This is a genomic window from Pantoea sp. RCC30.1 (genome assembly GCF_058148845.1).
Genome location: NZ_JBXUHX010000033.1, coordinates 1 through 19,635, shown reverse-complemented (window position 1 = coordinate 19,635; position 19,635 = coordinate 1). Strand labels below are relative to the sequence as shown.

At 54.4% G+C, this 19,635-nt stretch carries 19 protein-coding genes and 1 other RNA gene; 13 read left to right on the top strand and 7 right to left on the bottom strand.

The genetic code is table 11. The features are described 5' to 3' along the window. Positions 1-117 precede the first annotated feature (117 nt). The 5 genes from lon (at position 118) to AC2LB6_RS20795 (ending at position 6,065) form a co-directional block, all read left to right on the top strand. Positions 118-2,472 carry an endopeptidase La gene (lon, locus tag AC2LB6_RS20815; protein ID WP_490094955.1) on the top strand — a complete coding sequence of 785 codons (2,355 nt, stop codon included), beginning with the start codon at positions 118-120 and terminating at the stop codon, positions 2,470-2,472. Positions 2,473-2,686: 214 nt separating this feature from the next. Continuing rightward, entirely contained in the window at positions 2,687-2,959 is a 273-nt protein-coding gene (hupB, locus tag AC2LB6_RS20810) for a nucleoid-associated protein HU-beta (protein ID WP_009091701.1), read from the top strand. Between the two features lie 247 nt (positions 2,960-3,206). Next, positions 3,207-5,075, top strand: coding sequence for a peptidylprolyl isomerase (ppiD, locus tag AC2LB6_RS20805; protein WP_490094954.1), 1,869 nt, complete (start codon positions 3,207-3,209; stop codon positions 5,073-5,075). A gap of 140 nt (positions 5,076-5,215) precedes the next feature. After that, positions 5,216-5,569, top strand: coding sequence for a ComEA family DNA-binding protein (locus tag AC2LB6_RS20800; protein ID WP_490094953.1), 354 nt, complete (start codon positions 5,216-5,218; stop codon positions 5,567-5,569). A 97-nt stretch (positions 5,570-5,666) separates the two neighbouring features. Beyond that, the gene (locus AC2LB6_RS20795) at positions 5,667-6,065 is read left to right on the top strand and encodes an acyl-CoA thioesterase (RefSeq protein WP_490094952.1); all 399 of its coding nucleotides are present in this window, start codon (positions 5,667-5,669) and stop codon (positions 6,063-6,065) included. Between the two features lie 50 nt (positions 6,066-6,115). Here AC2LB6_RS20795 and queC read toward each other — a convergent pair whose 3' ends face one another. Next, a complete protein-coding gene (gene queC, locus AC2LB6_RS20790; protein WP_490094951.1) occupies positions 6,116-6,811 on the bottom strand; it encodes a 7-cyano-7-deazaguanine synthase QueC in 696 nt (231 codons plus the stop codon). 41 nt (positions 6,812-6,852) lie between these two features. Beyond that, a complete protein-coding gene (locus AC2LB6_RS20785; protein WP_490094950.1) occupies positions 6,853-8,571 on the bottom strand; it encodes an SgrR family transcriptional regulator in 1,719 nt (572 codons plus the stop codon). 92 nt (positions 8,572-8,663) lie between these two features. Between AC2LB6_RS20785 and cof the strand changes: the two genes are divergently transcribed. After that, complete coding sequence (gene cof, locus AC2LB6_RS20780; protein WP_490094949.1) at positions 8,664-9,485, top strand: HMP-PP phosphatase; 822 nt, start codon at positions 8,664-8,666, stop codon at positions 9,483-9,485. A gap of 34 nt (positions 9,486-9,519) precedes the next feature. Here cof and AC2LB6_RS20775 read toward each other — a convergent pair whose 3' ends face one another. Continuing rightward, the gene (locus AC2LB6_RS20775) at positions 9,520-10,554 is read right to left on the bottom strand and encodes a PLP-dependent cysteine synthase family protein (protein ID WP_490094948.1); all 1,035 of its coding nucleotides are present in this window, start codon (positions 10,552-10,554) and stop codon (positions 9,520-9,522) included. 116 nt (positions 10,555-10,670) lie between these two features. On the opposite strand from AC2LB6_RS20775, the gene AC2LB6_RS20770 reads away from it, so the two are divergent. The 5 genes from AC2LB6_RS20770 to amtB all read left to right on the top strand — a co-directional run bounded on the left by AC2LB6_RS20770 (position 10,671) and on the right by amtB (position 16,611). Next, positions 10,671-11,132: an Lrp/AsnC family transcriptional regulator gene (locus AC2LB6_RS20770; RefSeq protein WP_490094947.1), complete on the top strand. Its 462-nt coding sequence runs from the start codon at positions 10,671-10,673 to the stop codon at positions 11,130-11,132. Between the two features lie 24 nt (positions 11,133-11,156). Then, entirely contained in the window at positions 11,157-12,926 is a 1,770-nt protein-coding gene (locus AC2LB6_RS20765; protein WP_490094946.1) for a SmdA family multidrug ABC transporter permease/ATP-binding protein, read from the top strand. Next, positions 12,919-14,694 carry a SmdB family multidrug efflux ABC transporter permease/ATP-binding protein gene (locus AC2LB6_RS20760; RefSeq protein WP_490094945.1) on the top strand — a complete coding sequence of 592 codons (1,776 nt, stop codon included), beginning with the start codon at positions 12,919-12,921 and terminating at the stop codon, positions 14,692-14,694. The genes AC2LB6_RS20765 and AC2LB6_RS20760 overlap by 8 nt, the downstream gene beginning before the upstream one ends. A gap of 257 nt (positions 14,695-14,951) precedes the next feature. Then, positions 14,952-15,290 (top strand): P-II family nitrogen regulator, encoded by a 339-nt coding sequence (gene glnK / locus AC2LB6_RS20755; RefSeq protein WP_003850469.1) that lies wholly within the window; start codon positions 14,952-14,954, stop codon positions 15,288-15,290. 34 nt (positions 15,291-15,324) lie between these two features. Further along, a complete protein-coding gene (amtB, locus tag AC2LB6_RS20750; protein WP_490094944.1) occupies positions 15,325-16,611 on the top strand; it encodes an ammonium transporter AmtB in 1,287 nt (428 codons plus the stop codon). A 50-nt stretch (positions 16,612-16,661) separates the two neighbouring features. On the opposite strand, the gene tesB is transcribed toward amtB, so the two are convergent. Continuing rightward, positions 16,662-17,525 (bottom strand): acyl-CoA thioesterase II, encoded by an 864-nt coding sequence (tesB, locus tag AC2LB6_RS20745; RefSeq protein ID WP_490094943.1) that lies wholly within the window; start codon positions 17,523-17,525, stop codon positions 16,662-16,664. Between the two features lie 190 nt (positions 17,526-17,715). On the opposite strand from tesB, the gene AC2LB6_RS20740 reads away from it, so the two are divergent. Further along, a complete protein-coding gene (locus tag AC2LB6_RS20740; protein WP_136196478.1) occupies positions 17,716-18,273 on the top strand; it encodes a YbaY family lipoprotein in 558 nt (185 codons plus the stop codon). 1 nt (position 18,274) lies between these two features. On the opposite strand, the gene AC2LB6_RS20735 is transcribed toward AC2LB6_RS20740, so the two are convergent. Next, on the bottom strand, positions 18,275-18,619 hold the full coding sequence (locus tag AC2LB6_RS20735) for an MGMT family protein (protein ID WP_490094942.1): 345 nt from the start codon (positions 18,617-18,619) through the stop codon (positions 18,275-18,277). 187 nt (positions 18,620-18,806) lie between these two features. On the opposite strand from AC2LB6_RS20735, the gene ffs reads away from it, so the two are divergent. Then, positions 18,807-18,903, top strand: an RNA gene (ffs, locus tag AC2LB6_RS20730) — signal recognition particle sRNA small type. A gap of 141 nt (positions 18,904-19,044) precedes the next feature. On the opposite strand, the gene hha is transcribed toward ffs, so the two are convergent. Together hha and tomB are read right to left on the bottom strand one after the other, a co-directional pair. Beyond that, positions 19,045-19,260 (bottom strand): hemolysin expression-modulating protein Hha, encoded by a 216-nt coding sequence (gene hha, locus AC2LB6_RS20725; protein WP_003850458.1) that lies wholly within the window; start codon positions 19,258-19,260, stop codon positions 19,045-19,047. A 24-nt stretch (positions 19,261-19,284) separates the two neighbouring features. Beyond that, positions 19,285-19,635, bottom strand: a 351-nt coding sequence (gene tomB, locus AC2LB6_RS20720) for an Hha toxicity modulator TomB (RefSeq protein WP_490094941.1), incomplete at its 5' end; no start/stop codon positions are given.

Genomic DNA, 19,635 nt, shown 5'->3' with positions numbered 1-19,635 from the left:
TGTGACGTTGAATGTCGTACAAGCATCCCCATATACTCTGATACCTGTGGGTTTAACTGCATACCTGCCTGATGCGGTTCCCATCACCTGGCGGACATTAAACAAAGAGAGAGCTCTATGAATCCTGAGCGTTCTGAACGCATTGAAATCCCCGTGTTGCCGCTGCGCGACGTGGTGGTTTATCCGCACATGGTAATTCCGTTGTTTGTTGGCCGGGAAAAATCAATTCGGTGCCTTGAAGCCGCAATGGATCATGATAAAAAAATCATGCTGGTCGCGCAGAAAGAGGCTTCAACGGATGAACCTGGCATTAACGATCTTTTTTCAGTAGGGACCGTTGCCTCAGTATTGCAAATGCTGAAACTGCCGGATGGCACGGTCAAAGTCCTGGTCGAAGGTTTACAGCGCGCCCACATTACGACGCTGGCCGATAACGGTGACCATTTTGTGGCACAAGCTGAATATCTGGTTTCGCCAGAGATTGAAGAGCGCGAGCAGGAAGTGCTGGTGCGCACGGCGATCAATCAGTTTGAAGGCTATATCAAACTTAATAAAAAGATCCCACCAGAGGTTTTAACCTCGCTGAACAATATTGACGATGCGGCCCGCCTTGCCGACACCGTCGCAGCACATATGCCCCTGAAACTGGCAGACAAACAGTCTGTGCTGGAGATGTCCGACGTTAACGAGCGTCTGGAATATCTGATGGCGATGATGGAATCTGAAATCGATCTGCTGCAGGTTGAGAAGCGTATTCGCAACCGTGTTAAGAAGCAGATGGAGAAGAGCCAGCGCGAGTACTATCTGAATGAGCAGATGAAGGCGATTCAGAAAGAGCTGGGCGAGATGGACGACGCGCCTGATGAGTACGAAGCGTTAAAACGCAAAATCGACGCGGCCAAAATGCCGGAAGAAGCGCGCGAGAAAGCGGAAGCTGAGCTGCAGAAGCTGAAAATGATGTCCCCGATGTCTGCTGAAGCCACTGTGGTTCGCGGCTACATCGACTGGATGGTTCAGGTTCCGTGGAACGCACGCAGCAAAGTGAAGAAAGATCTGCGTAAAGCGCAGGAGACGCTGGATACCGACCATTACGGCCTGGAGCGCGTGAAGGATCGTATTCTTGAGTATCTTGCGGTTCAGAGTCGCGTCAGCAAAATCAAAGGGCCGATTCTCTGCCTGGTGGGACCTCCAGGGGTAGGTAAAACCTCTCTGGGTCAGTCGATCGCTAAAGCGACCGGCCGTAAATATGTGCGTATGGCGCTGGGCGGCGTGCGTGATGAAGCGGAAATCCGTGGTCACCGTCGTACTTACATCGGCTCTATGCCGGGTAAATTAATCCAGAAAATGGCGAAAGTCGGGGTTAAAAACCCGCTATTCCTGCTGGATGAAATCGACAAGATGTCCTCTGACATGCGTGGCGATCCGGCTTCAGCGCTGCTGGAAGTGCTCGATCCTGAGCAGAACATTGCGTTCAACGACCACTATCTGGAAGTCGACTACGACCTCTCTGATGTGATGTTCGTGGCAACATCGAACTCAATGAATATCCCGGCACCGCTGCTGGACCGTATGGAAGTGATTCGTCTGTCGGGTTACACCGAAGATGAGAAACTGAACATCGCGAAGCAGCATCTGCTGACCAAGCAGATTGAACGCAACGCTCTGAAAGCCAGCGAAATTACGGTTGAAGACAGCGCGATTGTCGGCATTATCCGTTACTACACCCGTGAAGCCGGTGTGCGTAGCCTTGAGCGTGAGCTGTCGAAGTTGTGTCGTAAAGCGGTGAAATCACTGCTGATGGACAAGACCATGAAGCACATCACCATCAACGGCGAAAACCTCAAGGATTTCCTGGGTGTACAGCGCTTTGACTATGGCCGTGCTGACAGCGAAAACCGTGTCGGTCAGGTCACTGGCCTGGCGTGGACGGAAGTGGGTGGCGATCTGCTGACCATCGAAACCGCCTGCGTACCGGGTAAAGGCAAGCTGACTTACACCGGTTCTCTGGGTGAAGTGATGCAGGAATCGATTCAGGCTGCGCTGACCGTGGTGCGTGCCCGGGCCGAGAAGCTGGGCATCAATGGTGACTTCTACGAAAAACGTGATATTCACGTTCACGTACCGGAAGGCGCTACACCGAAAGATGGTCCAAGTGCCGGTATCGCAATGTGTACTGCGCTGGTCTCCTGTCTGACCGGTAACCCGGTTCGTGCGGATGTCGCCATGACCGGTGAGATCACCCTGCGTGGTCAGGTGCTGCCGATTGGCGGGCTGAAAGAGAAACTGCTGGCAGCGCACCGTGGTGGCATTAAGACTGTGCTGATCCCGGACGACAACAAGCGTGACCTGGAAGAGATTCCACAGAACGTTATTGCCGATCTGGAGATCCATCCGGTGAAACGCATTGAAGAAGTGCTGAATCTGGCACTGGAAAATGCGCCATACGGTATGCAGGTCGCAACAGCAAAATAGTGATTAACGGCAAAAACCGTTAAAAAGCGGAGCTGGCAAGGCAATTGGCGCTTGCCAGCTTTTTTTTGTGCCGCTAATTTAGGTGGCTGCCGACGCGACGTTCTCAGAGAAATTCCGTTGTTTCGGCTCCACAGGCTTGATATAACTTGCTGCGCGTTCGTACCTGGCCGGATGCAGGGTACGATGTGAAATAATAAAAGAGGGGATGAATAGAGTGAATAAGTCACAATTGATCGACAAAATTGCTGCCGATGCTGATATTTCTAAAGCTGCAGCGGGACGTGTTTTAGATGCATTTATGGGCTCAGTTTCAGATGCACTGAAAGACGGTGATGAAGTGGCTCTGGTTGGTTTCGGCACATTCTCTGTGCGTGACCGCGCTGCACGTACCGGCCGCAATCCGCAGACGGGTAAAGAGATCACCATCCCGGCCGGTAAAGTACCCGGTTTCCGCGCTGGTAAAGCATTGAAAGACGCTGTCAATTAATAACAACGAATAGATTCATTGACGCATTTTCTTCAGTGGATTAGAGGACGATTAACCCGTTCTCATGTAACATACGGGCACATCAATCAGATGTGCCTTTTTTGTTTTAACCGGTGATAATCGGGCCGTAAGATGGACCTGGACCGGATTGAGACTGCCAGCTAAGCCAGCAGTTGCGTGAGTCGCCAGCCACTGGCGAATTGCGACCGAGCTTTACATTCACACTACAGCGGAGTGTTGCCATACCATGATGGACAATTTACGCGCGGCGTCGAACAATGTCGTGCTCAAGATTATTTTGGGACTGATTATGGTCTCCTTTGTGCTGACGGGCGTTGGCAACTATCTGATTGGCGGCAATAACGACTATGCGGCCAAAGTTAACGGTCAGGAGATTAGCCGTGGACAGCTGGAGCAGGCGTTCAACAGCGAACGCAGTCGTCAGCAGCAGATGTTGGGCGACCAGTTCTCGCAGCTGGCCAGCAACGATGGCTACATGCAGCAGATCCGCCAGCAGGCGCTGTCGCAGTTAATCGATCAGGCGCTGCTCGACAGCTACATCAAAGATCTCCACCTCAGCATCAGTGACGATCAGGTTAAGCAGGCTATCTTCAATCAGCAGGCTTTCCAGACCAACGGCAAGTTCGACAATGGTAAATATCTGGCTCTGATCGGCAATATGGGCTTCAGTGCCGACCAGTACGCCGAAGCGCTGCGCAAGCAACTCTCCAATCAGCAGCTAATCAATGCCGTGGCTAACACCGACTTCACGCTGAAAGGCGAAGCCAGCAGACTGGTGGACCTGGTTTCACAGCAGCGCGATATTCGTCAGGCGACGCTGGACGTCAATGCGCTGGCGGCGAAGCAAACTGTCACCGACGACGAGATCAGTCAGTATTATCAGCAGCATAAAACCAGCTTCATGGCACCGGAACAGTTCCGTGTCAGCTACATCCTGATGGATGCTGCCAGCATGCAGCAGGATGCCAGCGAGGCGGATATTCAGACATGGTACGACCAGCATAAAGCGGACTATTCGCAGCCACAGCGTAGGCGCTACAGCGTGATTCAGACCAAAACTGAAGCCGATGCCAATGCGGTACTGGCTCAGTTGAAGGGCGGCGCTAACTTCGCGGATGTAGCGAAAGCCAAATCAATCGACCCAATCTCTGCGCGTAAGGGCGGTGATATGGGCTGGCTGGAACCGTCAACAACCCCGGATGAGCTGAAAAATGCGGGTCTGACTGAGAAAGGTCAGATGTCAGGCGTGATCAAATCTTCAGTGGGCTTCCTGGTAGTTCGTCTGGACGATATCCAGCCAGAGCAGGTTAAGCCGCTGGATGAAGTTCGCAGCGCCATTGCCTCCAAAGTGAAGCAGGAGAAGGGCGTTGATGCCTTCTACAAACTGCAGCAGAAAGTCAGCGAAGCAGCCAGCAATGACAATGAGTCACTGGCGGGTGCCGAGCAGGCTTCTGGTCTGAAAGCGAAAGAGACTGGCTGGTTCAGCCAGGATACGCTGCCAGACGCGCTTAACTTTGATGCGGTGAAGCAGGCAATATTCAACGGGGGTCTGGTGGGTCAAAACGGCGCGCCGGGCAACAACTCCGATATCATCACTGTTGATGGCGATCGTGCCTTTGTGCTGCGTATCAGTGAGCATAAACCGGAAGCGGTAAAACCGCTGGATCAGGTTAAGGCGCAGATCACTGACACGCTTAAGCATGATAAAGCGACCCAGCAGGCGAAAGCCCAGGCCGATAAACTGCTGACCGACCTCAAAGCCGGTAAGCAGGATGCGCTGACCGCTGCGGGTCTGACCCTGAGCACCAGCAAAACCGTTGATCGTAATGCGCAGGATCCGGTTGCACAAGCCGCCTTTAATCTGCCTCAGCCTGGGGAAAATAAACCTTCCTGGGGTGTGAGCGAAGATATGCAGGGCAACGTAGTTCTGGTGGCGGTTGATAAAGTGAAAACCGGCAGCATGCCGCAGGCGCAGATTGACGAAATGGTCAAAGGCGTGACGCAGAACAATGCACAGCTGACGTTTGAAGCCTTACTGCAAAACCTGCGTAAAGAGGCCAAAATTAAGTACGGCGCTGCTGCACAAATGCAGTAAGCCTCACAGAAACTGCGCAACGACTGTAACAATCAAAGGCCGCATTCGCGGCCTTTTCCATTTCTGAAATCCCGCTTTTGAGCCTTGTGCGCAGTAGTGCCACTCTGTCGCTGCTGTTTACACACAAGGAGAAACACAGCATGGCTAAACCTAAAATCATTGCCCTCTATCTCTCACTCGCGCTGGGCGGCGCACTCTGTCACAGCAGCGTCTCTGCGGCACCTGAACCGGCCAGCACTGCGGTCACGCAGAACACACAGCCTGCGGCTAAGCCGGAGACCGCAGCGCAGCCACAGCAGGAACAGGTCAGCATCAATGAAGCGACAGCCGAGCAGCTCTCTGCCGTCATGAATGGGGTGGGACTAAAAAAGGCCCAGGCGATTGTGAGCTATCGCGAACAGTACGGACCGTTTAGCGCGATTCAGCAACTCAGTGAAGTGCCGGGTATCGGTAATGCGTTGATAGAGCGAAATGTGTCCCGGCTGAAATTGTGAGGCACTACACATCTGTGATGCTTAACTCACGCTAACCATCCGACTCTGCTAAAGTGAACAGGTCATACCAGTTAACTCACAGCAGGAGAGCATGACCATGCAGACCACCATAAAAGTGCGCGGCTATCATCTGGATGTCTATCAGCACGTCAACAATGCGCGCTATCTTGAGTTTCTTGAGGAAGCACGCTGGGAATGGCTGGAAGAGGTTGAAGCATTCCACTGGTTGCAGGAACAGAAACTGGCTTTTGTGGTGGTCAACATCAACATCAACTATCGTCGCCCGGCGGTGCTGGGCGACGTACTGACTATCGACAGTGAGATCACGCAGTTAAATGGCAAAAGTGGCATTATTGCGCAGCGGGTTTTGCTGGCAGGTCAGCAGACTGTAGTGGCGGATGCAACACTCACGTTTGTCTGTATTGATTTGCGGACCCAGAAGGCAGTTGCGCTGGAAGGGGAATTACGCGAGCGACTGATGCGTCTGATGGCATGAGCCGATAACGCGGCGGCAAAGCAAATTCTCTGCCGCCACGCCAGTCAGCCTTAGTTAAGGCCGCTCTTTGCTTTCATGGCTGCCATTACGCCAGCACGATCGTTGAGATAACCCTGCAATCCATTGGCCCGTAAATGACAGGCTGCGCATTCACCACATCCGTCACCTTTCACGCCGTTATAGCAGGTCAGTGTCTGCTCGCGAACCAGCGCAAGCTGCTGCCAGTAGTCCGCCAGCGCCCAGGTTTCCGCTTTGTTGAGCCACATCAGCGGCGTCTCAAAACGAACCTCGCGCGCCATGCCAAGCGACACTGCATGGTTCAGCGCTTTGACAAACTCATCGCGGCAATCGGGGTAGCCAGAGAAATCGGTCTCACACACGCCGGTGATCACCGCTTCTGCTTCAACCTGATAAGCGTAAACCGAGGCCAGCGTCAGAAAGAGAATATTGCGGCCCGGCACAAACGTGCTGGGTAATCCACTGGCCTCAGGATTGTAAGCCGGCACCGGAATGTTATCCCGCGTCAGGCTGCTGACGGCGAGTGCGTTCAGCATGGTAACATCCAGCACTTTGTGCGCACGTGCACCCAGTTTAATTGCCAGATCGCGGGCGACATCGATCTCTTCCCGATGGCGTTGTCCATAGTCGAAAGTGACGCAGTGGACTTCATCATATTGCTGCAAAGCCTGAATCAGGCAGGTAGTGGAGTCTTGTCCACCGCTGAAAACTACAACAGCGCGATTCATGGTGTTTTCCTGAACATTAATTTTGCGCTTATGGTAATGCCTCAGTCCGCCGCTGAACAGCTGCAAGGTGGATCAATGGGCGGCGGAATCCATGCGCGGCTGAAATCGAACCAGCCCAGCGTGTTCAGTTCAATCCCTTCAATGCCAGGCGGCGCGTAGATTTGATAGCGATAATTGAACAGCGGCAGCAGGATGCCGCCCGTCATCAGTTGATGATAAAGCTGATGTAGTCCACGGGTTCGAATGTGGCTGTCTGCTATCTGCTGGATCGCCAGCAGCTGCGCCTGCATTTCTTCGCCCTGCGGCGTGGGCCACAGCCGTCGCCATAGTGGGTCAATCTGCAACCAGTTGGCCAGTGTAAAGACCGGCGCATCGCCAATCAGTCGATCGCCCATCACGATATCTGCCTCATCAAGCTGGTCGATGCGGTGCCAGCTTTTAACCGGATGAAAAACCACGTTCAGGGTGCAGCCGTGCTGTTTTAACAATGCGACCAGCGCCTGTGACATCTGGTGCAGCTCAACCGGTAGCTGATAGTGCAGCGTCAGGGTCGCCGGCAAGGGGACCGGAACGGTATCCATCAGTGGTACATCCCAGCCGGGTAGCAACTCGTTGCTGGGGGTAATCAAGCCCTCATCCAGTGGCAACCGGCTGACGATGCCGCTTTGCTGGATCAGCTGGAAAAGCGTACGCGCCTGATCGGCTGTAAATCCGGCTCGCGGGCGGCAGACCAGATAGCAGAAGCCCAGACTGATGCTGCTGCTGACCGGTTGCAACGTCCTGAGTTCTGTGGCATCGCCTATCGCAATCTGCACAGGATGACGACAACTGCTGCCGAGAGCGGGATCAAACAGCTGAGGAGTAATCCAGTACTCTACCGCCTGTAACAGCGGGCGCTGCAGATGCCAGCGCGCATGACTTTCAATCCTGACCAGTTCGGCGCTGAAGTGCGCCCGTTTCCACGGTCCGCTGCCCGAGGCGGGATCATCAGGGTGGGGCAGCAGGCACAGCAAGTGGGCGAGGCGATGGGGCAGCCAGAAATCAGGGCGTCGCAATACAAAATGTAGTGCAAGAGGATGGGGGGCATCCACGCTGATCACATCGGCCAGCAATAGACCAACACGCGTATCTCGCAAAAGCTGGCGGAACTGCGTCACCAGTTGTGCGGCCTGCACCGGCTCGTCGTTATGCCACATCAGCTGGGGTCGTAACCAGAATAACCAGCTACAGGACGCCTCATCGTGCTGCCAGTGATGCGCCAGATCGCCAACCGGCTCATCCTGCTCAAAACGGGTCAGACCGGAATAGATCTGGCGAACCAGATGTTGTTCAGCGCGCCCGGTAATCTGACGCGGCTCGGTGCTTTCCATCGGGCGATAGTAGGGGATGCGCAGAACCGGCGTGTCGTTCTGCCACTGTCCACCCATTAGAGGCCGCAGCATATTGATCAGCCTTTCCGGCGGCAGATCCAGTAGCTGTAAGGCATCCGCCGCCTCTCCGGCATCGAGCTGCCTTTGCAGCAACTGCTGTCTCAACTGTTCTGGCGTACGCAGGAACTGTAATTGTCCCTGCTTGCCCCGGCCTGGCTCGCCGTGCCAGCTCAGCCAGCCTGCATGCTGCCACTGTGTCAGCAATGTGCGCAAATGTCGCTCGCTGCAGATGCAGTGGCGTGCCATCTCTGCCACGCAAGTCTGCTGAGGAGCACCGTGGCTCTGCTGCCAAAGACGCTGAAACTGATTGAGGCGGTTAAGCTGACGCATGTTAAACCCGGAACAGTTTTTTAAAAGTATTCACTATTAGTTCCGCAATTAACAGGCAATAGTGGAGTCCATCTTTCAGCAGGAGGTAAAGCATGGTGCGTTTAGCGGCGTTTGATATGGATGGCACATTATTACTGCCGGATCATCAGTTGGGTCAGCAGACACTGGAGAGCCTGCAGGCGCTGCATCTGCGTGGTGTTAATCTGGCGCTAGCGACGGGACGCCATCTGCTGGAAATGCAGATCTTACGTAAAAAAATGACACTGCCCGCATGGCTGATTACCGGTAATGGCACCCGCGTACACGATCGGTCTGGTAATCTCATTTTTGCGCGGGATCTGCCTTCTGCCGTCGCCGAAGAGGTCATCCACCGCCACTGGACTACACACGCCTCGATCCATATTTTCAACGATCAGGGGTGGTTTACCGATCGACCCCAGCCTGAGCTGCTGGTGGCCCATCAGATGAGCGGATTCGGCTATCAGCTGTGCGATCTTAAAAAGCTGCCTGCGCATCAGGTGACAAAAATCTGCTTTATTGACGAGCACCAGCGCCTGTGTCAGCTAAAAACAGAGCTGGATGCCGCACTGGGCGACGAAGCAAATATCTGCTTTTCAGCCGTGGATTGTCTGGAGGTGCTGCCCGCCAGCTGCAACAAAGGCAGTGCGCTGGCGCTGCTATGCGACCATCTGTCGCTCACAATGGCAGATTGCATGGCGTTTGGTGATGCGATGAACGACCGTGAGATGCTGGCGCTGGCCGGAAAGGGCTTCATCATGGGCAATGCGATGGCGCAACTGAAAGCCGCGCTACCGCATTTGCCGGTCTTAGGGTATTGCGAGACACAGGCGGTGTCTCACTATTTAAATCACTGGCTGGCTACACCCGACCTCGCGTATTCCCCCGAATGCTGAGGATTGCCTTGAGCCGGACAGGATGTCCGGTTTTTTATTCCAGCTCGCGCTGCCAGTGCGTGATATCGCCAATATGTTTTGCTACCCATTCAGGCTGATAGTAGCTATCGGGATAGCGTTCACCGCTGTCGCACAGCAACGTCACCAGCGCCCCCTGCTGATTCTCTGCCCGTAGACGTTTCGCCACCTGCATCATGCCCCAGAAATTGGTGCCGGTAGATGCGCCAGGCTTACGTCCCAGAATTTTTTCCAGCTTCAGCATGGCGGCAAGCGTCGCACCATCCGGCACTTTGATCATCTCGTCGATCACATCGGGCATAAACGACGGCTCCACCCGTGGACGGCCAATCCCCTCTATCATACTGCCACGCGTGCTGGTCAGGGTGGCATCACGGTGCTGCCAGTAGTCGTAGAACACCGAATGCTGTGGGTCGACTACCAGTAGTTTTGTTTCCAGGCCCTGATAACGGAGATAACGGCCCAGCGTGGCCGAAGTGCCGCCGGTGCCCGCACTCATAATAATGGTATGCGGAATCGGATAGGGTTCATGCTGCATCTGGCGGAAAATGCTCTCGGCAATATTATTATTGCCGCGCCAGTCGGTAGCGCGTTCAGCGTAGGTGAACTGATCCATAAAATGGCCATTCAGCTCACGCGCCAGCCGTTCAGATTCAGCATAGAGCTGGCAGGGATCCTCGACAAAATGGCACTGTCCGCCATAAAACGTTATCTGCTCGATTTTGCGCTTCGCCGTGCTGGCGGGCATAACCGCAATAAACGGCAGGCCCAGCAGCCTTGCGAAGTACGCCTCAGAAACGGCAGTACTGCCTGACGAGGCTTCGATAATCGGCGTATTCTCTTTAATCCAGCCGTTAGAGAGGCCGTAAAGGAATAGGGATCGCGCCAGCCGATGTTTAAGACTGCCACTGGGATGAGTACTTTCATCTTTCAGATAGAACCAGATGCCGGGAAAGTCCGCCAGATCGAAACGGATCAAATGGGTCTCAGCCGATCGTTGAAAATCAGCATTTATTTCGTTGATGGCGTGGCGAATCCAGCAGGTCTGCATCTCAGGCGTCCGGTAAAGAGTGATGCGGCTATTTTATGGCACGTGCAGGAAAAAGAGATTGCAAAATTACCGCTAAAATCGCGGTAATGGAGAAAATGATTCTCTCGGAGTTCCCAATGTTAGATAAAACTGACCTTAAACTGCTCTCACTGCTGCAGCAGGACTGTACGTTGTCGCTGCAGGCGCTGGCGGATGCCGTCAACCTCACCACCACACCCTGCTGGAAGCGCCTGAAAAAGCTGGAAGATGATGGCATTATTCGCGCTCGGGTGGCGCTGCTGGATGGGGATAAAATCGGACTGTCACTGACGGCGTTTATGTTTGTGAAAACGCAGCAGCACAGCCGCGACTGGTATCAGGCCTTTGTCTCGGTGGTGAGCAGCATGCCGGAGGTCATGGCCTTTTACCGTATGGCAGGCGAGTATGATTACCTGCTGCGCATTCAGGTCGCGGATATGAAAAGCTATGATGCGTTCTACAAGCGATTAGTGAACGGGATGCCCGGCCTGATTGATGTGACCTCCAGCTTTGCCATGGAAGAGATTAAATACACCACGGCTTTACCTGTCGCCTCGTGAGGGCCTGAGATTGAGAACAGCGTTGTGAGATTATTCAGCCAGTTAAGTTGGTATTTTCTGCGGGAGTGGCGGCGCTATCTGGGCGCGGTCATCCTGCTGATTGTCATTGCTATTCTGCAGTTGCTGCCGCCGCATGTGGTCGGGGTCATTGTCGATGGCGTGACGCGAGACAACATGAGTACCAGCCGCATCATGATGTGGATTGGGATCATGCTGGCAACCGCAGTGGTGGTCTATCTGCTGCGCTATGTCTGGCGTGTGCTGCTGTTTGGAGCTTCCTACCAGCTGGCGGTTGAGCTGCGCGAAGATTTCTATCGCCAGCTGAGTCGTCAGCAACCGGCTTTTTATCTGCGTCATCGAACCGGCGATCTGATTGCGCGCGCCACTAACGATGTGGATCGGGTGGTGTTCGCGGCCGGGGAAGGGGTACTGACGCTGGTCGACTCGCTGGTCATGGGCTGTGTGGTGCTACTGGTGATGAGTACGCAGATCAGCTGGCAGCTGACGCTGCTGGCGCTGGTGCCGATGCCAATTATGGCCATCGTGATCCACCGCTACGGTAATCAGCTGCATCACCGCTTCAAACTGGCGCAGGCGGCCTTCTCCAGCCTTAACGATCAGACGCAGGAGAGTCTGACCAGCATCAGGATGATCAAATCCTTTGGCCTTGAACAGCATCAGTCGCAACAGTTTTCCGACATCGCCCGCGATACCGGCGAGAAAAACCTGCGCGTGGCGCGGGTGGATGCCCGCTTCGATCCCACTATCTACATAGCTATCGGCTTCTCAAATCTGCTGGCGATTGGCGGCGGCAGCTGGCTGGTATGGCATGACCAGATGACGCTGGGACAACTCACCAGCTTTGTCATGTATCTCGGGCTGATGATCTGGCCGATGCTGGCGCTGGCGTGGATGTTTAATATTGTCGAACGTGGCAGTGCCGCCTGGAGCCGAATTGGCGCGCTGCTGGCGGAAGCGCCAGCGGTGGAAGATGGCGAAAAGTCACTGCCACCTGAGCCGGGCACGCTGCAGGTCGCGATTCGCGCCTTTCACTATCCGGCCAGCGCGGCTCCGGTGTTAAGCGATGTCAGCTTCCAGCTGAAACCCGGCGAGATGCTGGGTCTGTGTGGGCCAACCGGCAGTGGTAAAAGCACACTGCTCAGCCTGATTCAGCGCCACTTCGATATTCAGCAGGGCGACATCCGCTATCATCAGATCCCGCTGCCGCAACTGCGGCTCGACAGCTGGCGCAGCCGTCTGGCCGTGGTCAGTCAGACGCCATTCCTGTTCTCAGACAGTGTGGCGAACAATATTGCGCTGGGGAAACCTGGCGCAACCCAGCAGGAAATTGAACATGCGGCCACGCTGGCCTGCGTTCATGACGATATCCTGCGTCTGCCACAGGGCTATGAAACGGAAGTCGGGGAGCGCGGTGTGATGCTGTCCGGTGGACAGAAGCAGCGTCTTTCGATTGCCCGGGCACTGCTGCTGAATGCCGAAATCCTGATTCTGGATGACGCGCTCTCCGCAGTAGATGGACGTACCGAACACGAAATTCTGCATAACCTGCGCATCTGGGGTCAGGGACGCACGCTGATTATCAGCGCGCACCGCCTGTCGGCACTGACGGAAGCCAGTGAAATTCTGGTGCTGCAGCAGGGCAGCGTGGCACAGCGAGGCGATCATGACACGCTGACCGACAGTGCTGGCTGGTATCGTGACATGTACCGTTACCAGCAACTGGAAGCGGCGCTGGATGATGATGAAAATGAAAAAGGAGTGCCGCATGGCTAAGTCTGCACGCTTGTGGCCAACCCTTAAGCGTTTGCTGAGTTATGGCAAGCCATGGCGTAAATCCCTGTCGCTGGCGGTAGGGATGCTGTGGATCGCTGCTGCAGCGGAAGTGACCGGCCCGGTACTGGTCAGCTACTTTATCGATAACCTGGTAGCGAAACATCAGATGCCCTGGGGTCTGGTTGCCGGACTGGTGATCAGTTTTATCCTGCTTCAGCTGCTGGCCGCCGGGCTGCATTACTGGCAGGCGCTGTTGTTTAACCGTGCCGCTATCGGTGTGGTCCAGCGGTTGCGCAGCGACGTGATGAATGCGGCGCTCTGTCAGCCGCTGAGCGCCTTTGATACCCAGCCGGTCGGACAGCTTATATCGCGCGTCACGAACGATACCGAGGTGATCCGCGATCTCTACGTCACGGTGGTCTCCACCGTGCTGCGCAGCGCCGCACTGGTTGGTGCCATGATGGTGGCGATGTTCAGCCTGGACTGGCGCATGGCACTGGTAGCAATGATGATCTTCCCGCTGGTACTGATTGTGATGTTCATCTATCAACGCTTCAGCACACCGATTGCCCGCCGGGTTCGCAGCTATCTGGCGGACATCAATAACGGCTTTAACGAAGTGATCAGCGGCATGAGCGTGATTCAACAGTTTCGTCAGCAGGCGCGATTTGGTGAGCGGATGGGCGAGGCGAGCCGCTCTCACTATCTGGCGCGAATGGAAACGCTGCGTCTGGATGGTTTTTTACTGCGTCCGCTGTTGAGCCTGTTCTCAGCGATGGTGCTGTGCGGGCTGCTGATCCTCTTTAGTTTCTCGGTGCCAGGCGTGTTTGAAGTCGGGGTGCTGTATGCCTTTATTACTTACCTGGGGCGCCTGAATGAGCCACTGATTGAACTGACTACGCAGCAATCTATGCTGCAGCAGGCGGTGGTTTCCGGTGAGCGTATCTTCGAGCTGATGGATGCAGCGCAGCAGCAGTATGGTGCCGATCAGCAGCCACTGGCGTCAGGCCGTATCACACTGAACAACCTGAGTTTTGCCTACCGTGAAAACCGCGATGTACTGAGTGATATTAATCTTGAGGTCGCACCGCGTGAGTTCGTAGCGCTGGTGGGTCATACCGGCAGCGGCAAAAGCACCCTGGCTAACCTGCTTATGGGCTATTACCCCGTGACGCGCGGCGAAATCCGTATCGATGACCGACCAATTAGCGTGCTGAGCCATGCCGTGCTGCGCCGTGGTATTGCGATGGTGCAGCAGGATCCGGTGGTGCTGGCCGATACGCTGCTAGCGAATGTGCGGCTGGGCCGCGACATCAGCGAGGAGGCTGTCTGGACTGTGCTGGAACAGGTGCAGCTTGCACCGCTGGCACATGCCTTGCCGGATGGAATTCATACCCGGCTGGGCGAACAGGGTAATAATCTATCAGTCGGACAGAAGCAACTGCTGGCGTTGGCACGTGTGCTGGTGGATCTGCCGCAGATACTGATCCTTGACGAGGCTACGGCCAATATCGACTCCGGCACCGAGCAGGCGATTCAGCAGACGCTTGAGAGGTTGCGCCAGCACAGCACACTGGTGGTGATTGCTCACCGCCTCTCAACGATCATCGACGCAGACAAGATTCTGGTGCTGCATCGTGGTCGTGTGGTTGAGCAGGGCACTCATCAGCAACTGTTGGCACTGCAGGGACGTTACTGGCAGATGTATCAGCTGCAACAGGCAGGTGAAGATCTGGCGTCGGGCGTGCCTGTAACATCTGAAAGCTGAGTTGCACCTTTTTTGCGCAGCTTTATCAGAATAATCTGTATAAATGCACTCCTTTGATGCCTTTAGCACCAAAGGAGTGCAGGCCCCCTCTGTAATCCCCGCTATCCGGCCCCTTTCTTTATACTCTTCTTTAAAACATCCCTTGCCCCGTCTCGCCTGAATAACTGATTAACGTCAGTTTTACACTCTGGCACAGGCTTTGCTTATATCCCTGCGTGTCCGTAAACATTACCTATTTACTCGCTGGAGGGGATCCAATGAAGCTGGTTACCGTCGTAATTAAGCCATTTAAGCTGGAGGATGTACGTGAAGCTTTATCCTCTATCGGCATTCAGGGGCTGACCGTCTCCGAAGTGAAAGGTTTTGGCCGTCAGAAAGGCCATGCAGAGCTTTATCGTGGCGCAGAGTACAGCGTGAACTTCCTGCCGAAGGTCAAAATTGATATCGCAATTGCTGACGATCAGTTAGACGAAGTGGTGGATGTCATCAGTAAAGCGGCTTACACCGGCAAAATTGGCGACGGTAAAATTTTCGTGGCTGAACTGCAGCGCGTCATCCGTATTCGTACCGGCGAGACCGATGAAGCCGCTCTGTAATTAAGACTCAGTACTGTGATGGGATGGAATAAAAATGAATAAAATTTTAGCTAAGTTGGGCCTCACCAGCCTGGCACTGTTACCCTCACTCGCAATGGCTGCGCCTGCCGTTGCGGACAAGGCTGATAACGCATTTATGATGATTTGCACCGCACTGGTGCTGTTTATGTCAATTCCAGGTATTGCGCTGTTTTACGGCGGTCTGATTCGCGGCAAAAACGTTCTGTCGATGCTGACGCAGGTCGCTGTCACCTTCTCGCTGGTCTGCGTGTTGTGGGTGGTCTATGGCTACTCGCTGGCATTCAGTGAAGGCAACGCCTTCTTTGGCGGCTTTGGCTGGGCCATGCTGAAAAACATTCAGCTGACCGCCGTAATGGGCAGCTTCTATCAGTATATCCATGTTGCGTTCCAGGCCTCATTTGCCTGTATTACCGTGGGTCTGATTGTCGGCTCCATCGCAGAACGTATCCGCTTCTCTGCGGTACTAATCTTTGTCGGTGTCTGGCTGACGCTCTCTTATTTACCTATCGCGCACATGGTGTGGGCGGGCGGTTTCCTGGCTCAGGATGGTGCGCTGGACTTTGCTGGCGGTACCGTGGTGCATATCAACGCTGCTGTAGCAGGCCTGGTGGGTGCTTATCTGGTAGGCAAACGTGCTGGCTTTGGTAAAGAGGCCTTTAAGCCACATAACCTGCCGATGGTCTTCACCGGCACCGCCATTCTCTATGTTGGCTGGTTTGGCTTCAACGCCGGTTCTGCATCTGCAGCAAACGAAATCGCGGCACTGGCTTTCCTGAACACCGTCGTCGCAACTGCGGGTGCTGTACTGGCATGGACCTTTGGCGAGTGGGCGGTACGTGGTAAGCCATCGCTGCTGGGTGCCTGTTCAGGCTTTATTGCCGGTCTGGTCGCAATTACTCCAGCCTGCGGTTATGTCGGCGTAGGCGGTGCATTAATCATCGGACTGGTCGGCGGGCTGGCAGGACTGTGGGGTGTAACCACCCTGAAAAAATGGCTGCGCGTGGATGATCCCTGTGATGTGTTCGGCGTGCACGGCGTCTGCGGTATTGTCGGCTGTATCCTGACAGGCGTGTTTGCCTCCTCTTCACTGGGCGGCGTTGGCTATGCACAGGGCGTCACCATGGGCCATCAGGTCTGGGTTCAGCTCTTCAGCGTGGGCCTGACTATCGTCTGGTCAGGCGTTGTCGCCTTCATCGGCTTTAAGCTGGCTGACCTGATTGTCGGTCTGCGCGTACCGGAAGAGCATGAACGTGAAGGTCTGGATGTAAACAGCCACGGCGAGAACGCTTACAACCAGTAATGTGTGGGCACTGAAAAGAATAATCGGGGGCGAGAAATCGCCCCCTTTTTTTATGCGCTGCGCTGACGCATTACCCCTTCCTGAACCGTAGAGGCCACCAGCACACCTTGCTGATTATAAAACTCACCCCGGACAAAACCCCGCGCGCCAGACGCTGAGGTACTGACCACGCTGTAGAGCAGCCATTCAGTGAAGTCGAACGGGCGGTGGAACCACATGGAATGGTCGATCGTGGCGACCTGCATGTCCGGCTCTAAAAAACCTTTACCGTGCGGCTGGAGCGCGACCGGCAGGAAGTTGAGATCGGAAGCGTAGCCGAGCAGGTACTGATGGATACGCAAGTCGGCGGGCAGTGGGCCGTTAGCACGAATCCAGACCTGGCGTTCAGGCTTGTCCACATGTCCCCGGAGAGGGTTGTGAATCTGTACCGGACGGATCTCCAGTGGTCGTTCAGCAATGAATTTCTCGCGTAACTTATCTGGCAGCATATGCGCCATTTTCTGCGCCATTGCCTGTTCCGTTAACAGATTTTCGGGTCCCGCCACCTGCGGCATCGGATTCTGATGTTCAAACCCGCTTTCCGGTGACTGGAACGAGGCGGTCATATAAAAAATCGGCTGCCCATTCTGAATGGCGCTGACCCTACGTGCGCTGAAACTTTTGCCATCACGCAGTGTTTCGACATCATAAATAATCGCTTTCTGGCTATCGCCGGGCCGCAAAAAATAGCTGTGAAAAGAGTGGATAAAGCGATCTTCCGGGACGGTTTGTTTAGCGGCATACAGCGCCTGACCCACCACCTGGCCGCCAAAAACCTGGCGCAGACCCAGATCTTCGCTCTGGCCGCGATATAAACCCTCTTCCAGTTTTTCCAGATTCAATAAATTCAGCAGATTTTGCAGTGCCTGACTCATGGCGCATTCCTCAATATAGTGACCTGCTCAGTGTGAAAGATCCGACCAGTTGACGTCAATCAGACTTTCCGTTTTGCCTCTGCCAGGCAAAATTTCGAATATGTGCCAAAATTAAGGACATACGGCGAGTGAAGCGCTGTAAGCAGGATTCGCTGCCGACAATCATTTTGATCAAATGGAGACGACATCAATGAAACTCAGGCATGTGTTTAGTGGCGTGGTTATCGCGGTTGCTGTTGCGGGATGCGCCGACAAGAGTAAGCCCGTTCCGACGCCAACGCTGGGTTCTGCGGTTGCAGGACAGACGGCCGCGATTGCGCAGCCAAATGTAAGTGGTTCGATCTATATCCGACAGCGCATTGCGCTGCCGCCGGATGCGGTATTAACCGTGACGCTGTCTGATGCCTCTGTATCCGACGCACCTTCAAAAGTGCTGTCGCAGCGTGTAGTGCGTACCGAAGGCAAGCAGGCACCGTTCCAGTTCGTGCTGCCGTTTAATCCGGCTGACATCCAGCCTAATGCACGCATTCTGTTAAGTGCTGCTATCACAATCGACGGCAAGCTGACGTTTGTGACTGAAGGCGTGAAGCCGGTCATCAACCAGGGCGGCACCAAAGCTGAACTGCTGCTGGTACCGGTACCGTCAGTGGCGATGCCAACCCAGCCTGGCGCAGCGACCACCGTTCCTTCGACTTCACCAACTCTGGTGACGCCGTCTGCTGCTGTTCCTGCACCAACCCATATTTGATTTATCGGGGCGACTTTGTCGCCCCTTTTTCCTGCCTGAAATCCCAGCGATAAGTCTCGAGATCGAGCTGTCCGTCATCACTTACCTCTATTCCTTCCGCTTCCAGCGCATCCCGCTGCCGCAACAGGCTGTCGCCCTGCAGTGAAAGAGTACCGTGACGATTGACGACCCGATGCCAGGGAAGGGTGGTGCCTTCAGGTAAGCGGCTCAGCACGCCTCCGACCTGACGTGACGCGCGCGGCGAACCGGCTAGCAACGCCACATCGCCATAGGTGCTAACGTGGCCATACGGAATAGCGGCAACAATTTGCCAGATGCGTTGCTGGAAAGTGTCAGGCTGATCCATGTACTTATTTCATCTGCTTATTTCATCAGGAATAGGGTTTTAACTTTAGCATGAGGAGAGGGCGGTGAAAGCGTCAAAGCGGCGGTTGTTCAAGAAAACAACGGTTGTCCCGACTACGCTTGCAATTGCCACCTCCTTCCCAGATAATGCCCCCGCTCTCGTAAAGAGGGCTTGTCAATGGGGGCCCTGTTGGTTCTCCCGCAATGCTAGCTTGTGAACTCGGTCAGATCCGGAAGGAAGCAGCCGTAGCAGGTGACGCGTGTGCCGGGATGTAGCTGGCAGGGCCCCCACCACTTTCTCTCCCCCCTTAAAATGACTCCATCCCTAAACTGCAGACAGGCAAAACCCGCCTGGGCCGATCCTTTGCCGGCAGGCAGGAATATCCGGAACTAAACAGGGGTAATGCTAAGTTCTAATTGCTCAGATTAGCGGACAAATTTCCAGACTGAACCCGGGACTTTATCGTAAAGCTTGTTCATCGTCAGCTCCGCCAGACGATGGTCAGCTGCCGAGTAAAATACCGCTAACTCGTCTTCAGGTAATTCATACTTATTTTTTTCTATCACCCTTTCCAGGGTATCAAGTGAGCGGCAACGCCGCAGTCGCATCAAATAATCGGTTTTAGTCAGGGTTTTGTTCATAAATAAACCGTTCTCATGTCTGTACTATAATGAATGGCTCGGTTGCTGGAGAAAAGCGCACTCTTCAGTGAACAGATTAAATAAGCGTTTTGCTGAACGTTGCCACCGTTGAAGATCCGGACTATTGACACCATAGTTGCTGAATAGCATAAAGGTATCATCAAGATATTCATCGATTTGCGAAATCAGCGCTTCATCTTCAACGTGCTTAATTTTGTAATTCATGGTGAAAGAGGCGATGTGCTCAATCAGATCGTTAAGCTGCAGATTGCTTTCAGAAGTGGGATCATTTACCCAGCCATGATGGCTGTCGGTTAACGTTGCCATGCTGTCGTCAAAGAGGCTTTCACACAGGTATTTAAGCTGGGCAATATC

What these genes read in the sequence shown, in the direction of transcription:
- lon (WP_490094955.1), top strand. Translation starts at nt 118, where the DNA reads ATGAATCCTGAGCGTTCTGAACGCATTGAAATCCCCGTGTTGCCGCTG.
- ppiD (WP_490094954.1), top strand. Translation starts at nt 3,207, where the DNA reads ATGATGGACAATTTACGCGCGGCGTCGAACAATGTCGTGCTCAAGATT.
- AC2LB6_RS20800 (WP_490094953.1), top strand. Translation starts at nt 5,216, where the DNA reads ATGGCTAAACCTAAAATCATTGCCCTCTATCTCTCACTCGCGCTGGGC.
- AC2LB6_RS20795 (WP_490094952.1), top strand. Translation starts at nt 5,667, where the DNA reads ATGCAGACCACCATAAAAGTGCGCGGCTATCATCTGGATGTCTATCAG.
- queC (WP_490094951.1), bottom strand. Translation starts at nt 6,811, where the DNA reads ATGAATCGCGCTGTTGTAGTTTTCAGCGGTGGACAAGACTCCACTACC.
- AC2LB6_RS20785 (WP_490094950.1), bottom strand. Translation starts at nt 8,571, where the DNA reads ATGCGTCAGCTTAACCGCCTCAATCAGTTTCAGCGTCTTTGGCAGCAG.
- cof (WP_490094949.1), top strand. Translation starts at nt 8,664, where the DNA reads ATGGTGCGTTTAGCGGCGTTTGATATGGATGGCACATTATTACTGCCG.
- AC2LB6_RS20775 (WP_490094948.1), bottom strand. Translation starts at nt 10,554, where the DNA reads ATGCAGACCTGCTGGATTCGCCACGCCATCAACGAAATAAATGCTGAT.
- AC2LB6_RS20770 (WP_490094947.1), top strand. Translation starts at nt 10,671, where the DNA reads ATGTTAGATAAAACTGACCTTAAACTGCTCTCACTGCTGCAGCAGGAC.
- AC2LB6_RS20760 (WP_490094945.1), top strand. Translation starts at nt 12,919, where the DNA reads ATGGCTAAGTCTGCACGCTTGTGGCCAACCCTTAAGCGTTTGCTGAGT.
- glnK (WP_003850469.1), top strand. Translation starts at nt 14,952, where the DNA reads ATGAAGCTGGTTACCGTCGTAATTAAGCCATTTAAGCTGGAGGATGTA.
- amtB (WP_490094944.1), top strand. Translation starts at nt 15,325, where the DNA reads ATGAATAAAATTTTAGCTAAGTTGGGCCTCACCAGCCTGGCACTGTTA.
- tesB (WP_490094943.1), bottom strand. Translation starts at nt 17,525, where the DNA reads ATGAGTCAGGCACTGCAAAATCTGCTGAATTTATTGAATCTGGAAAAA.
- AC2LB6_RS20740 (WP_136196478.1), top strand. Translation starts at nt 17,716, where the DNA reads ATGAAACTCAGGCATGTGTTTAGTGGCGTGGTTATCGCGGTTGCTGTT.
- AC2LB6_RS20735 (WP_490094942.1), bottom strand. Translation starts at nt 18,619, where the DNA reads ATGGATCAGCCTGACACTTTCCAGCAACGCATCTGGCAAATTGTTGCC.
- hha (WP_003850458.1), bottom strand. Translation starts at nt 19,260, where the DNA reads ATGAACAAAACCCTGACTAAAACCGATTATTTGATGCGACTGCGGCGT.